This window comes from Pseudomonas sp. BRG-100 (genome assembly GCF_000737955.1).
GTDB classification, from domain to species: Bacteria; Pseudomonadota; Gammaproteobacteria; order Pseudomonadales; family Pseudomonadaceae; genus Aquipseudomonas; species Aquipseudomonas synxantha_A.
The window spans coordinates 5,346,381-5,359,798 of the sequence record NZ_JPRX01000001.1; the positions used below are offsets into that span (position 1 = coordinate 5,346,381).

General features: G+C 59.5%; 13 protein-coding genes, 1 pseudogene and 1 riboswitch. Of the genes and pseudogenes, 6 read left to right on the top strand and 8 right to left on the bottom strand.

What is annotated here, in order from left to right; all coding sequences use genetic code 11:
* Positions 1 to 179: 179 nt before the first annotated feature.
* From JH25_RS29135 to JH25_RS03795, 3 genes and pseudogenes are all read right to left on the bottom strand, one after another.
* On the bottom strand, positions 180 to 893 hold the full coding sequence (locus tag JH25_RS29135; protein ID WP_323134844.1) for an arginase family protein: 714 nt from the start codon (positions 891 to 893) through the stop codon (positions 180 to 182).
* 171 nt (positions 894 to 1,064) lie between these two features.
* Positions 1,065 to 2,162, bottom strand: a pseudogene (locus JH25_RS0127375) (oxidoreductase); the annotation flags it as partial.
* A 14-nt stretch (positions 2,163 to 2,176) separates the two neighbouring features.
* Entirely contained in the window at positions 2,177 to 2,926 is a 750-nt protein-coding gene (locus tag JH25_RS03795; protein WP_032880218.1) for an SDR family oxidoreductase, read from the bottom strand.
* Positions 2,927 to 3,029: 103 nt separating this feature from the next.
* On the opposite strand from JH25_RS03795, the gene JH25_RS0127380 reads away from it, so the two are divergent.
* Together JH25_RS0127380 and JH25_RS03790 are read left to right on the top strand one after the other, a co-directional pair.
* Complete coding sequence (locus JH25_RS0127380; protein ID WP_032880219.1) at positions 3,030 to 3,989, top strand: LysR family transcriptional regulator; 960 nt, start codon at positions 3,030 to 3,032, stop codon at positions 3,987 to 3,989.
* Between the two features lie 259 nt (positions 3,990 to 4,248).
* On the top strand, positions 4,249 to 4,869 hold the full coding sequence (locus JH25_RS03790) for a tyrosine-type recombinase/integrase (RefSeq protein ID WP_032880221.1): 621 nt from the start codon (positions 4,249 to 4,251) through the stop codon (positions 4,867 to 4,869).
* A 759-nt stretch (positions 4,870 to 5,628) separates the two neighbouring features.
* Here the strand turns inward: JH25_RS03790 and JH25_RS03785 are convergent.
* On the bottom strand, positions 5,629 to 5,862 hold the full coding sequence (locus JH25_RS03785; protein WP_032880222.1) for a DUF6124 family protein: 234 nt from the start codon (positions 5,860 to 5,862) through the stop codon (positions 5,629 to 5,631).
* Between the two features lie 427 nt (positions 5,863 to 6,289).
* On the opposite strand from JH25_RS03785, the gene JH25_RS03780 reads away from it, so the two are divergent.
* Positions 6,290 to 6,868, top strand: coding sequence for a nucleotidyltransferase family protein (locus tag JH25_RS03780; RefSeq protein WP_032880223.1), 579 nt, complete (start codon positions 6,290 to 6,292; stop codon positions 6,866 to 6,868).
* Between the two features lie 90 nt (positions 6,869 to 6,958).
* Here the strand turns inward: JH25_RS03780 and chrA are convergent, their stop codons facing one another.
* Positions 6,959 to 8,152 carry a chromate efflux transporter gene (gene chrA / locus JH25_RS03775; RefSeq protein ID WP_032880224.1) on the bottom strand — a complete coding sequence of 398 codons (1,194 nt, stop codon included), beginning with the start codon at positions 8,150 to 8,152 and terminating at the stop codon, positions 6,959 to 6,961.
* A 164-nt stretch (positions 8,153 to 8,316) separates the two neighbouring features.
* Here chrA and tspO point away from each other — a divergent pair, with 164 nt between their 5' ends.
* The 3 genes from tspO to JH25_RS03760 are packed head-to-tail and all read left to right on the top strand — an operon-like array spanning position 8,317 to position 10,167.
* Entirely contained in the window at positions 8,317 to 8,757 is a 441-nt protein-coding gene (tspO, locus tag JH25_RS03770) for a tryptophan-rich sensory protein TspO (RefSeq protein ID WP_003192600.1), read from the top strand.
* Positions 8,757 to 9,686: an alpha/beta hydrolase gene (locus JH25_RS03765; protein ID WP_032880225.1), complete on the top strand. Its 930-nt coding sequence runs from the start codon at positions 8,757 to 8,759 to the stop codon at positions 9,684 to 9,686. Before tspO ends, JH25_RS03765 begins: the two co-directional genes overlap by 1 nt.
* Positions 9,676 to 10,167, top strand: a complete 492-nt coding sequence (locus JH25_RS03760; protein ID WP_032880226.1) for a GNAT family N-acetyltransferase — start codon at positions 9,676 to 9,678, stop codon at positions 10,165 to 10,167. Before JH25_RS03765 ends, JH25_RS03760 begins: the two co-directional genes overlap by 11 nt.
* A 153-nt stretch (positions 10,168 to 10,320) precedes the next feature.
* Here JH25_RS03760 and JH25_RS03755 read toward each other — a convergent pair whose 3' ends face one another.
* Genes JH25_RS03755 through JH25_RS03745 form a run of 3 tightly spaced genes read right to left on the bottom strand, consistent with a single transcriptional unit; the run spans position 10,321 to position 13,093 of the window.
* Complete coding sequence (locus JH25_RS03755) at positions 10,321 to 11,085, bottom strand: ABC transporter ATP-binding protein (protein WP_032880227.1); 765 nt, start codon at positions 11,083 to 11,085, stop codon at positions 10,321 to 10,323.
* Positions 11,082 to 12,086, bottom strand: a complete 1,005-nt coding sequence (locus JH25_RS03750; protein WP_032880229.1) for a FecCD family ABC transporter permease — start codon at positions 12,084 to 12,086, stop codon at positions 11,082 to 11,084. The genes JH25_RS03755 and JH25_RS03750 overlap by 4 nt, the downstream gene beginning before the upstream one ends.
* Positions 12,083 to 13,093 (bottom strand): ABC transporter substrate-binding protein, encoded by a 1,011-nt coding sequence (locus JH25_RS03745; protein ID WP_032880230.1) that lies wholly within the window; start codon positions 13,091 to 13,093, stop codon positions 12,083 to 12,085. Before JH25_RS03745 ends, JH25_RS03750 begins: the two co-directional genes overlap by 4 nt.
* A 115-nt stretch (positions 13,094 to 13,208) precedes the next feature.
* Positions 13,209 to 13,402, bottom strand: a riboswitch (cobalamin riboswitch).
* Between the last annotated feature and the right edge of the window lie 16 nt (positions 13,403 to 13,418).

Consider the following 13,418-nt stretch of genomic DNA (forward strand, 5'->3'; position numbering starts at 1 on the left):
GATTGCTGCCCCTGGCGAGAGGCATAAAACGGCCAAAGGCGGACATCAAAGCAGGGAGAAATAAATCCTCCCATTTACCCCCGGTCTCGCCTCCTTCCGACTAGTAAGTGCTCTGGCCGGCATGAGGCGACCCCGTATTAGCACGTGCAGGTGCAGTAGGCTCATACGGGACAAATGATTTACGAGAGAATCGGGATGTCAGCCAGCATGTCCTTAAGCGTGATGGCATCCCACGGCAGATGCTCGGTGATACCTAAACCAACTACATCAGTCGCACTGGACACATCGTTGATCAATCGCACCACTTGGGCCGCGCTCATTTTCCCTGCTGGAAAAGCCTCATAAGGATCGCTCGCCGGGTTGGGCTCACCGAAGAACACCGAGCGAAACTCAGTCGGGTTCAGAACATCCAGGTCAAAGTGGATGGCCAGATGCTTGATTTCGTTGAGACGGATCCACTCCAGTACGCTTTCACTGGACGAGATCAGCGCTTCTGGTGTTGCAACACTCAGACTGTGGCGTTCGATGAATTCAGCTTCCTGGCGGGTCAGACCATCCTGCCGCAGCCCTGCAAACATCACCTTCTTCGGATCAATGTGCACCTTTACTTGAGCTGCCAGCGTTGCGTCTCCTTCACCGAGCAGGTTGGCCATTACCATCGTGTGGGCGTTGCAATACTCTTTCGGGTTTTTGATATCCGGGTGTGCATCTATCCAGAGGATAGCGAGCTGGCCGTCGTACCGTTCGTTGAGGTAAGCGAACGGGGCTTGGTCGACCAGGCAGTCGCCTCCAAATACCACTACGCGGTCTGGGCGATGCTCATTAAGTACTTCAGTTGTTGCCTGGAGCTGCTCCATGATCGCTTCACGATGGGCTACGCCATCCTGAATCACCGTCTTCTGCCCGGTGTAGGGCTTTACGGGAATCTCGATCAGAGGGCTGGTACTGGCCGGTGCCAGGAAGGCTAGTAGCTCTGCACCGAACCCGGTTGGCGGATTGTCACCACCTTGCCACTGGGGAATCTTCAGGCGAAGTGTTTTACGTGGGCCGGCCAGCTCGATGGTAAGCTCGCTTTCCTTAACGCTGGCAATCGGCTGGAGCACATCACCGTTGAACGGACGCATTTCAAGCTGAGCTTCCAATCGGTTTGGCAGGTCTGGGTTAGCCAGGGCTGCTTTGCCAATGGCTAAAACGCTCGCGCCTGCATCCAGCACCTTGCCGGCACTCTCAAGATCTTCCAGGCCGCCATTGGCAATGATCGAAACGCCAGGGGCGTAACGGTGCGCGAGCGACACCAGGGTATCCTGGCCTTCGGGGAAGGCTGGCTTTGAAGCATCGTATTCAGTGACATGGATGAAGTCTGCGCCTGCTTGCGCAAGAGCACTGAAAATGATCTGCGCGTCAGCTTCGCCGCCCGGCCACTTACTGGTGAAATCGTTCACCTTGCCTTGTGAGATCCGGATGCCGACCCGAGCTAACTGACCGATTTCCTTTTTGACCTTCTCTACGATTTCCGCCAGCAGCGAGACCCGCCTCTGGGTATTTCCACCCCAGCGATCGGTGCGTTTGTTGGTCTCGTAGCTTAGGAACTGATCGAGCAAATAGCCGTTGGCACCGTGAATCTCGACGCCGTCGAAGCCCGATATGCGTACAGCGCGAATCGCTGAGCTGACGAAGCCCTCGACGATTTCAGCGATTTGCTGCTCGCTCAATTCTTTCGGTTCGGCGTAATCGCCCTTGCCGTAGTAGAAACTCAGTTGCTGACCCTTTGGCTTGATCGCCGAAGGCGCGACGGTTTCGGTGCGAAAACGATTACTCTGGCTGAGCGCGCCCGAGTGCATTATCTGAGCGAAGAAACGGCTGCCCCTGGCCTGAACCGCCTGCACGGTAGCCACCCAGGCGTGCGCTTGTTCGTCGTCAGCCAAGCCAGGCTGGAATGCGTATCCCTGGGAGTAATTCCTGTCGGTATAAAGCCCTTCGGTAGTAATCAGACCGAAACCACCCTGTGCGAAGCGCAGGTAGTACTCATGCATCGCCGCAGTGATTTTGCCATGCTCAGTGGCAGTGACGCGGGTCATGGGGGCAACAGCAAGATGGTTCTTCAGCTTCAAACCGTCTATTTGAGTGGTTGCCAAAACTCGAGGTATTACTTGCGCAGTCATGATCTCAGTCCTCATCAAAATTCTTGGACTGTTGGACGAATCACGATTTCGTTGATGTCCACGTCCTGGGGTTGTTCGATGGCATAGGCGATGGCGCGGGCGACTGAATCGGAGGAAATCTGGTTGGCCTGATAGAAGCCTTTCACCACCTCCGCAGTATCGCTATCGCAGGTGTGGTGCTTGAGCTCAGACTCAACCGCGCCGGGAGAGATGATTGTCGAGCGGATGTTATGGCCAATCTCGCTGCGCAAGCCTTCAGCGATCGCCCGCACAGCGAACTTGGTGGCGCTGTAGACACTGCCGATGGGTGCAAAGACCTTGATGCCGGCTACCGACGAAATATTGATGATATGCCCGCTGTTCTGAGCCTCGAAGCGTGGCAGTACGGCCGCGATACCATAGAGCACGCCTTTGATGTTGATGTCGATCATGCGATCCCATTCATCAACCCTGAGCTTGTTGATCGGCGCCAGCGGCATGGTGCCGGCGTTATTAACCAGCACATCGATTCGGCCGAACTTCTCGACGCCGGCGGCTGCCAACGCTTCCAGATCCTCTCGACGCGTCACATCCGTTTGCACCGCGATGGCTTGGCCACCCTCAGCAGCAATCTCTGCGACTATTTGATCAAGGCGTTCCAGTCGGCGAGCACCCAGAACAACCTGTGCACCCGCACGAGCCAGGAGGCGAGCTGTAGCCTCGCCCAAACCGCTGCTGGCTCCGGTAATGATGACAACTTTGCCTGCGATATTTGATTGGCTCATACGAAGAATCTCCGTTGTTGGAAAAGGTGCGTTACACCCTACCCGTCAATGACCAACCAAATAATGGGTAAACTGCTTATTTATAAACAACCAAGAGTTGCCTATGGATCGTCTTCGAGCTATCGAAATCTTCATCAAATCCGCCGACCTGGGCAGTTTTTACAAAGCCGCCGCAGTGCTGGGTATAACCCCTCAAGCCGTCAGCAAGGCCGTTCGTCAGCTGGAGGCAGAGTTAGGATTGCCGCTGTTCCGGCGTTCGCGGCGCAGCTCAAGCCTGACCGAAGAGGGGCGCACCTTCCTCGAACGAACCCGAGGCGGGGTTGCGGCACTGGCATCGGCATGGGAACAGACCCGACAAGCCACTGCGTCTGACCAGGGGCTCATTCGTCTGACAGCACCATTGAGCTTATGTAAGAACCTCATGCTGCCACTCATCAAGAGCTTTCAGCAGGCACATCCAGATGTTGAATTCGATCTGGTGGCGGAGGATCGATACACAGATATCGTGAGCGCCGGCATTGATGTGGGCTTCAGATCAGGTTTCTCCCCCGAAGGGCAGCTCGTGGTGAGGGAACTGATGCGACTCCAACTGATCGCCTGTGCCTCTCCAGACTATCTGGATCAACACGGCGTTCCTGCCACGCGCATGGATCTGGTCAACCATGAGTGCATTGGCAGTCGTAGGCCGAATACCGGTCGGGTCATTCCTTGGGAATTCAACGTCGATGGCATCGCCGAGTACGAGCCTGTCCATGTCTCGTTCTGTACCAATGACGTAGGTACCGAATTGCAAGCCGCTTTGGCAGGCATGGGGATAGGCATGATCGATGGCATCATCGCCGCTCCCTATCTGCGCAGCGGTGAACTAGTTCCTCTGTTCTGCAGTAGCATCAGCGAGCGATACGCGATCTTTCTTTATCATGCCCATCAGCCTGACATGCCTCGGCGCGTCCAGCGCTTCATTGAGCACGCGGCCCAGTATATTAAACAGCAGGCCGACAGTTTCCGCTTTGATGAAAAACAGCTTTCAGCTTTGCATCTGGGATACGTAAAGGAACTTTAAAAACCATTCAAACAGTCAGGGCGAGAATATGTAATCACTCTTGGCAGGTCCGAGAGCCAAGAGTGACTGATCCAAGCGCCACTGCCATCTTCCTTACTTACTGCAGATATCGAAGAGGCTGATTCGTACCACAGATGGAGATTTGCAAAGATCTGCTTCTGGCCGAAAGACTGACCAGTCTTGAGCGTACGCTTTTGGCCGGTTAGCTAACGTTGCTCCGATTAGCCATCCTTGTCCTTCCACACGTGGAGGACTTGTCATGAACATCATCGCTACCTGCAGACGTCAGCCCTGGAACAAAGGAAAACTGGTCGGGCAGAAAACCCCACTCCGACTGAGAGATATCTGGGCCATCCGAGTAAGGCTTCAAATTGCGGAAAGAACCCGAGATCTGGCTCTCTTCGATCTGGCCATCGACAGCAAGCTTCGAGCCTGCGACTTAACCAAGCTCCGCGTGCGCGACGTTGCTCATGGCGAGCACTTATCATCACGAACCATGGTGATGCAGCAGAAGACGCAACGGCCTGTGCAGTTTGAGATCACTGATCAAACACGATCTGCTCTCTGGGCCTGGATACATCGGGCCCAGCTACGCAGCGAGGACTACCTTTTTCCTAGCCGGCTGCATACTTCAGACCATCTATCTACTCGTCAATACGCTCGTATCGTCAAAGGCTGGGTGAAAGCCGTGGGCCTTGATCCAGCCATGTATGGCACACACACAATGAGACGTACGAAGGCATCACTGATCTATCGCAGGACGAAGAACCTGCGGGCGGTTCAGTTGCTGCTCGGCCATACGAAGCTGGAGAGCACTGTTCGATACCTGGGGATTGAGGTCGATGACGCCCTGGAGATGGCGGAACAGACTGAGGTTTGACCATGCATAGCGACGGTCGAAGTTAGACCGTCGCTAACCGGCCCGCTCGTCGACAGAGACGTCGACTACGCGGACCGCATTGGTATCACTGACTTAATCGTCAAGGCTTTCGGGAAGCAGAGTGCTTTGTCCGCGATAGTCACCTTGGATGAAACGTTTCATAGGCAATCCTGCGTTATCACTTTGGGCAATCGGAGCAACGTTGGAAGACTCTTGATGTACTCTGATGCAAGAAAGTAATGCTAGTAAATTTGGAGCTTAAGGATCTGCCTATGGATGTGATTTCAGCGCACCAATTTTCTACAAATCACCGTACTCAAATTGAGGCAAGCGATCACTGTGGCTGTTTTTACTGCTTAGGTGTGTTTTCGCCCTCTGAAATCACTGAGTGGGTTGATCTAGATAGCACCGCTCTGTGTCCGAAGTGCGGGATCGACTCGGTCATCGGTTCAGCATCCAGTCTGCCGATTACCCCTGTATTTCTTTCGAAAATGCACGAACACTGGTTCTAGAAGATCCCGTCATTCGAGGGCATCCCTTCGGTTTGAGATCTACAGACTAGCTTTACCTCAGTGCCGAACGTTCCTGCTAAGTATTTACACACTCTGGGCCGAAAGCAGTCGCCGCTCTCCTCATCGCAGAGGGCTTTGTGCCGAGGCTGAATCCACCAAAGCCATCAAGCGCCAACTCGCCGAGTCGTTGTACGTGGCTTACAACGACGCGACGAGTTATCGAGCTATTGAATTAAAGGGCTAATCATCACCCAGGGCAGGGCGCTTCGCGGTCGAGGAGTCTGGCGGTAAGCAGTACGCCCAGTTCGCTCAGTTGGTGTATGGCGAGGGCGATGTCGCGGTGTTTGCCGTTGAGGTCTTCGGACAGGTCGAGCAGGAGGGTGCTGACGCTGGTGAAGGTTTCGTAGCTGTTGGTGATGAGGCTTTCGTTGTTGGCGTTGGGGGCAACGTTGAAGAGGGCACTTGAATCTGCTTTTGACATGAGTAGACATCCTGAGTGATGCCACCACCTTTCCGCTACTAAACAGTGGGTGGCAGCTGTACGCAGGTTAGTAGACCGGTGGACATCTAAAGCCGGCGCGCCCGAAGACGCCCTGCGCACAGCCACCATCAAGCACAGACGCACTGTCTGACTGATGAAACTCATGCACTAATAGATACCCAAGCTCAGGCTACTAAACCCGAATCACTGAACAATTCAGCGACCGAGCCACCTTAGAGACGGCCACCCCAGCGCACAAGCCGGCGGATTCTGACGCACGCGTAGGCAATGGAGCAAGGTGCGGCAGGGAAATCGGATTTTGCCTTCAGGCGCTGCGTTATCGTTTGGGTTTTTCGCGAGCAAGCTCGCTCCTACAGAAGTGCCATATTCCGGTGTTATGGTTGGCGCTGACGATGGAGGACTGAACATGACATTGACTGTCGACACCTTGCTCGAATTGGCCATGGCCAACCCTATCAATGCGCAAATCACCGCGTGCCTGCCGGATCTGGGTGTGCAGCAGTGCATGCTCACGGCGGGCTGTTTGTTCCAGGCGGTGTGGAACCATCAGGCGAATCTGCCGGCGGCTCAGGGCGTGAAGGACTATGACGTTTTTTACTTTGACGAGGACCTGTCCTACGAGGCGGAAGACGCGGTAATTCGTGCGGCGCAGGTGCTATTCCAAGACCTGGGGGTGAATGTGGAGGTCAGGAATCAGGCGCGGGTGCACCTTTGGTATGGGCAGCGGTTTGGCCGGCCTTACCCGCAGTTGCATTCGGCCCGGCAAGGGGTGGACCGTTACCTGGTGGCGGGCACGTGTATTGCGCTGGATATTGCCTCGGGCGAGGTGTACGCGCCTTATGGCTTGGAGGATGTGAAGCAGGGTGTCTTGCGTATCAACCCCTTGCATCCGGAGCCGGAGCTGTTTTTGCACAAGGCCAGGAGTTATCAAGCGCGTTGGCCGTGGCTCGAGATTGTCGAGCCGGGCTTAGCCCCAATGCTGTAGGAGCGAGCTTGCTCGCGAAAATCGTTAACGATAACGCGTGCCTTCAGATTAAACGCGGCGCCTGTGAGTTTTTCGCGAGCAAGCTCGCTCCTACAGTAACCCCCCGAGTACGCCGCAACCTATTACTACCAGCCATGGCGGCAGCTTCCACACCATCAACGCGACCAGTGCGAGTAGCGCCAACGCCACGTCATACACATTGAAAATCGCGCTGGTCCACACTGGCTGGTACAGCGCCGCCAACAACAGGCCAACCACCGCCGCGTTCACCCCGGCCAGTGCCGCCTGGGTACGCGGGCTGCTGCGCAGGTTTGCCCAGAAGGGCAAGGCACCGAAGATCAGCAGGAACGACGGTGCGAAGATCGCCAGCAGGGCGATCACCCCGCCAAGCCAACCGCTCGGGGCGTGGGTCATGGAGGCGCCGAGGAAGGCGGCGAAGGTGAACAGCGGGCCGGGCATAGCCTGGGTGGCGCCGTAACCGGCGAGGAATACATCGTTGCTGACCCAGTGGCTGGGCACCACTTCGGCTTGCAGTAGCGGCAACACTACGTGGCCGCCGCCGAATACCAGCGCGCCGGTGCGGTAGAAGGCGTCCACCAGCGCCAGCGTGGGGTTGAGCGCCCATGCGGAGAGGAGTGGCAAGCCTATAAGCAGCAGCAAAAACAGCATCAACCACAGGGCTCCGGCACGGCGGCTGATGGCGATGGGCAGCGCGTCGGGCTCGGCACTGCTCTCGGGCTTGAACAGCAACAGGCCGGCCACGCCTGCGACCACCATGACCCCGACTTGAGCCCAGGCGGAGGGTTGCAGCAGCACCACGCAGGCGGCGATCAACATCAACGCCACCCGTAAAACGCCTCGGCACAGGTTGCGTGCCATGCCCCATACGGCCTGGGCCACCACCGCTACGGCGACGACCTTGAGGCCGTGCAGCGCGCCATGGGGGAGGGCGCCGCCGTAGTGGGCCAGCCCCAGGGCAAACAGGATCAGGGCGATGGCCGACGGCAAGGTGAACCCGGCCCAGGCTGCCGCCGCGCCCCGGTAACCCGCGCGGGACAGGCCCAACGCGATACCGACCTGGCTGCTGGCCGGGCCGGGGAGGAATTGGCAGAGGGCGACCAGTTCGGCATAGCTGCGCTCGCTGAGCCAGCGGCGGCGGCTGACGAACTCTTGGCGAAAATAGCCCAGGTGCGCAATCGGCCCGCCGAAGGAGGTGAGGCCCAGGCGCAGGAAGATCAGGAACACTGACCAGGGGCTGCTGCGGTGATCGGCAAGCTGGGGCAAGGGGGCGTCTCGGGCAACGATGCTGGATGTTGCCGACCATAACCAATTTTCATGACGCGCAGAAGAGCGGGTATTTTGCTGCTCCCATTGAATTTATCCGCGGTTGCTTGAGTCACTCAAAGCAGTGCATTGTTTTTCCATCCACAGGACCTCAAGGACCGACCATGACCTTTTTCATCTTCCTGCTCGCCTGCGCCGCCGCCGCCAGTACCGGTGTGATCTTCAAACCCGGTGCCTGGTACGAATCCCTGGTCAAGCCCAGCTTTACCCCGCCCAATTGGCTGTTCCCGGTGGCATGGACGATCATCTACCTGCTGTTGGCCTGGGCCGGTTACCGCTTGACCCTGATCCCCGGCAGCGAAATGGTGTTGGCCTTGTGGGCGGCGCAGATTGCATTGAACACGCTGTGGACGCCGGTGTTCTTCGGTGCCCATCGGTTGTTCGCCGGGATGGTGATTATCGTGCTCTTGTGGCTCACCGTGGCAGCGATGGTGGTGCTGGCCGTGCGCCTGGATTTGATTACCGGACTGATCCTGTTCCCGTATCTGGCGTGGCTGTGCGTGGCCGCGGCGTTGAACTTCTCGATCCTGCGTAATAATCGCTGATGGCTTACCAGCATTGGCCCGCCAGCGAGCCCGAACTGGCCCAGATGCGCCGCTTCAATCAGAAACTGGCGTGGATGCCGCGCTTTAAAGTCCGCAACCGCGTGACGCCGCGCATGATCCAGGCACTGCTACGCGCCAGCCAGACGTTCAAGAAGGCGCCCGTGGTTGAGCTGAAAAGGCTGGGCACGGTGCCCGTGCGCATCTTGCGCCCCAGTGGCAAGCTCAAAGGCGTGGTGCTGGATATCCACGGCGGTGGCTGGGTGATCGGCAATGCGCAAATGAATGACGACCTTAACCTCGGCATGGTCAACGCTTGCGATGTGGCGGTGGTGTCGGTGGATTATCGGCTGGCGGTGGATACGCCGATCGAAGGGTTGCTGGACGACTGCCTGACGGCTGCGCGCTGGCTCCTGGCGGATTGCCCGGAGTTTGCCGGCCTGCCGGTGTTTTTCGTCGGTGAATCGGCCGGCGGGCATCTGGCGGCGGCCACCTTGTTGGCGCTCAAGCAATGGCCCGAGTTACTCCAGCGGGTAAGCGGCGCGGTGTTGTATTACGGCGTCTACGATTTGACCGGCACGCCCAGTGTGCGCACGGCCGGGCCGGGCACCTTGTTGCTGGACGGACCGGGCATGGTCCAGGCGCTGCGCCTGCTGACGCCGGGGATCAGCGACGAGGCGCGCCGGCAGCCGCCTTTGTCCCCTTTGTATGGGGACTTTGAGGGGCTGCCGCCAGCGCTGATGTTCGTGGGCGAATTGGACCCGCTCAAGGATGACACCCTGCTTATCGCCGAGCGATGGGCGGCGGTTGAGGCCCATCTACTGCCGGAAGCGGCCCATGGGTTTATTCATTTTCAGGTGGCGATGGCCGATCGCGTGTTGGCTTACGCTCGCCAGTGGATAGCGGGTCGGATCCTTGGCGATGAGCGTTAGTATCGAGGCGGTGCAGGCCGCTGACATTCCCCAGGTGCTGAGCTTCGCTTTGCAGGCGCGTGATGAACTGTTTCCTACGCTCAGTGCCACCGGAGTACCCCAGGATCTGGCGCAGTTTGAAGCCATCTACCTTGAGGGCGGCGGGCGGTTTTTGATTGCCCGTGCCGAAGGCCGGATCGCTGCCGCAGTGGCTTATCGGCCCTACGACGGCCGCTTCCCGCAGTTGAACTATCAGGGGCGCAAGACGGTGGAAGTGGTGCGCCTGTATGTGCTCCCGGCAGTGCGCCGCCTGGGCCTGGCGGGCCAGTTGTACCGCTCGCTGGAGGCGCTGGCGCGGGCGAATGGCGTGGAGGTGATGTACTTGCACACCCATCCGTTTCTGCCCGGCGCGATTGATTTCTGGCGGCGGCAGGGGTTCGAAGTGGTGGATGTCGAGGCCGACCCGATCTGGCAAACAACCCATATGCACCTGCCTCTGTAGAACCAATGTGGGAGGGGGCTTGCTCCCGATGAGGGAGTGTCAGCAAACACATCTATGACTGACCCACCGACATCGGGAGCAAGCCCCCTCCCACATTTTGATCACAGTTGGCTGTCAGGCTGTCACCAGAACAAGCTGCTCCAACCTACAGGTTCAGTTGGAGCGCAGACGCAGGATTTGCGCACCGTCGAACGGGTCTGTCAGGTAATGCCCCTGCACCCCGAAGGTCTCTTGCAAACGCTGCGGCGTCAGCACTTGCAGCGGCGCGCCCAGCGCCACCAGTTGCCCGCGATCCAGTACGGCCAGGCGATCACAGGTCAGCGCCTGATTCAGGTCATGCAGCGCAATCAAGGTCGTCACCGGCAAGCCTTGCACGCCTTTCAAGATCGCCAGTTGATGCTGGATATCCAGGTGATTGGTCGGCTCGTCCAGCAACAAAATCTGCGGCCGTTGCGCCAGGGCGCGGGCGATGTGCACGCGCTGGCGTTCGCCACCCGAGAGGCTGCGCCAGGCGCGTTGGCTCAGGTGGGTGGCGTCTACGTCGTGCAGGGCCTGGTGCACGATGGCATCGTCTTCGCGCGACCACGGGCTCAGCGCCGACAGCCACGGCGTGCGGCCCAGGGCCACGGCATCGAACACGCGAATGGCGTCGTCGGTGTCGGCCTGTTGCTCCACGACCGCCAATTGTTGCGCGATGGTGCGGCGCGGCAACTCACCCAGCGACTTGCCACCCAGGCGAACATCGCCGCTGGCCGGCACACGTAATCCAGCCAGCAATTTGAGCAGGGTGGATTTGCCTGAACCATTGGGCCCGACGATGCCGAGGGTTTCACCCAACTGCACGTCCAGGTCAATGTCACGCAGCAACTGCGCCTCACGCACTTTGAAGCCCAGGCCGCTGCAACTGAGCACGCTCATCGCGCATTCCTCCGGCCAATCAGGATCAGCGCAAACACCGGCGCGCCCACCAATGCGGTCACCACACCCACCGGAATCACCTGGCCCTTGATCAAGGTGCGCGACAGCACGTCCGCAGCGATCAAAAACAGCGCGCCACCCAAGGCGCTGGCTGGCAGCAAGCGCGAATGCCCGGTGCCAAGCAACAGGCGCACCGCGTGGGGAATCACCAAACCGACAAACCCGATGGAGCCGACGATGGACACCATCACCGCCGTCACCAGCGCAGCGCAGGCCACCAGCACAAATTGCACGCGGCGCACCGGGATGCCGAGGGAGGCCGCCGAGTCGCTGCCGAAGGTAAACGCATCCAGTGCGCGACGGTGCCACAGGCACACCGCGAGCCCCACGACCGCCACCGGCACCGCCAACCACACCGATGGCCAGCGCACGCCGCTGAGGTTGCCCAGCAGCCAGAACATAATGCCGCGGGCTTGTTCGGAGCTGGCGGACTTGGTGATCAGGAACGCGGTCAGGGCATTGAACAACTGCGAGCCGGCGATGCCCGCGAGGATGATCTGCCCGGTGCCGCTGGACGATCCGCTGGCCCGCGCCAGCAGCGTCACCAGCGCAAACGCCGCCATCGCCCCCACAAACGCGCCGGCCGATAACGACACCAGGCCACCGCCCACGCCAATCAAGGCAACGAGTACCGCGCCGGTTGACGCGCCGGCGCTGATGCCCAGCAGGTACGGATCGGCCAGCGGGTTACGCAGCAGTGATTGCAGGATCACGCCGCATGTTGCCAACCCTGCGCCGCAGGCTGCGGCCACCAGGGCACGGGTGAGCCGATAGTTCCACACCACACCTTCGTCGATGGGGTCCAGCACGAAGCCTGCGCCCCAGAGTTTATTGGCGAGCACCTGCAGCACCACCTGCGGTTCGATGGCAGTTTCACCGATGGCGACGCCAGCGAGTAGGGCGAGCAGCAGCAACGCCAGGGCGAGTAGGGTGCGCATCATTGGCCCAGGTTATAGCCGTCGATGGCGGCGGCCAGTTGTTCAAGGCCTTCGAAGGTGCGCAGGCTCGCCTGCAACGCCAGGGCGTCGAGGATGATGATGCGGTTGTTCTTCACCGCGTCCATGTTGCGGGTCACGGGGTCGCTGCGCAGGAAGGCGAGTTTCTTTTCATGGTCGTCGGCCGGGTAGCGGCGGCGGTCCATGCGTGCGATCACCAGGAAGGTGGGGTTGGCCTTGGCGATGGTTTCCCAGCCGACGGCGGGCCACTCTTCATCGGACTGCACGACGTTACGCAGGCCTAGGGTTTGCAGCATGAATTGCGGCACGCCCTTATGGCCGGCTACGTAAGGGTCGCTGGCCATTTCGGCGCTGGAGAACCACACCAGTGCGCTGGCCTGCTTCAAGCCTTTGCCCTGCGCCGTAGCGACGGATTTGGCCAGGCGCGCCTTGAGTTCGTCGGCCAGTTGTTGGCCGCGATCCTGTACGTCGAAAATCTGCGCCAGTTGCTGGAGGCTCTGGTAGATCGTCTCGATGCGAAAGGGCTCCAACCGGGTGCCATCGGCGCCCACCAGGTTGTCTTTGCCTTCGCAGTCGGACGGCAACAGGTAGGTGGGGATCTTCAGTTCATGAAACTGCTCACGGGTGCCGACCACGCCTTGGGGCCCTACCACCCATTCCAGCTCGGCGGCCACCAGTTGCGGGCGCTTGGCGAGTACGGCTTCGAAGCTTGGCTCGTTGTTGGCCAGGCGCTCGATGCGGTCGTCCTGGGCCTTGTACTGCGCCGCCACGTTGTTGAACCACAGCGAAGTGCCGACCACCTTGTCGCCCACGCCCAGGGCGTAGAGCATCTCGGTGGCGGCCTGGCCGATGGTCACGCTGCGGGCGGGGGCGTGCTGGAAGGTCAGGGTGCTGCCGCAGTTTTGCACGGTCAACGGGTACTGAGTGGGCGCGGCTTGCGCCAGGGCACACATACCCAAGCCTGCGATCAGGGCGGTAACGCGTGGCAGCATGAGGCGATCTCCTTGTGAACCGTAGATGCAGCAGGGGAGGTACGGCTCGGAAATACGCCCATGGACGCTGCTGATGGGCAGGGCCAGGATGTCCTTCCCGGACACCCCGCCGGTTAGTGAATTAGCTGGGCCGGCAGGTCTCCTGACTGATGCGTCGTCGCCTTGCTCCCGCCTTCCCGGACGCGGTCCAGTGGCAGTGGGGAGCAGGCTCGGCATCTACAGTTGCGGGGGCAGTTTCGGTTCACGTCGCGTGCGGCGTTTCGAATTCCCTGTTAGTCCCATACGGGAACCGGCGGCGGTATGGTAAGCGATCACACCCTGTAGG

Bases quoted from the DNA above. Each gene is read 5' to 3' on its own strand.
- JH25_RS03755 (WP_032880227.1), bottom strand. From the start codon at position 11,085: ATGAGCGTGCTCAGTTGCAGCGGCCTGGGCTTCAAAGTGCGTGAGGCG.
- JH25_RS03765 (WP_032880225.1), top strand. From the start codon at position 8,757: ATGGCTTACCAGCATTGGCCCGCCAGCGAGCCCGAACTGGCCCAGATG.
- JH25_RS03785 (WP_032880222.1), bottom strand. From the start codon at position 5,862: ATGTCAAAAGCAGATTCAAGTGCCCTCTTCAACGTTGCCCCCAACGCC.
- JH25_RS03795 (WP_032880218.1), bottom strand. From the start codon at position 2,926: ATGAGCCAATCAAATATCGCAGGCAAAGTTGTCATCATTACCGGAGCC.
- JH25_RS03760 (WP_032880226.1), top strand. From the start codon at position 9,676: ATGAGCGTTAGTATCGAGGCGGTGCAGGCCGCTGACATTCCCCAGGTG.
- JH25_RS03790 (WP_032880221.1), top strand. From the start codon at position 4,249: ATGAACATCATCGCTACCTGCAGACGTCAGCCCTGGAACAAAGGAAAA.
- tspO (WP_003192600.1), top strand. From the start codon at position 8,317: ATGACCTTTTTCATCTTCCTGCTCGCCTGCGCCGCCGCCGCCAGTACC.
- JH25_RS03780 (WP_032880223.1), top strand. From the start codon at position 6,290: ATGACATTGACTGTCGACACCTTGCTCGAATTGGCCATGGCCAACCCT.
- JH25_RS03745 (WP_032880230.1), bottom strand. From the start codon at position 13,093: ATGCTGCCACGCGTTACCGCCCTGATCGCAGGCTTGGGTATGTGTGCC.
- JH25_RS0127380 (WP_032880219.1), top strand. From the start codon at position 3,030: ATGGATCGTCTTCGAGCTATCGAAATCTTCATCAAATCCGCCGACCTG.
- JH25_RS03750 (WP_032880229.1), bottom strand. From the start codon at position 12,086: ATGATGCGCACCCTACTCGCCCTGGCGTTGCTGCTGCTCGCCCTACTC.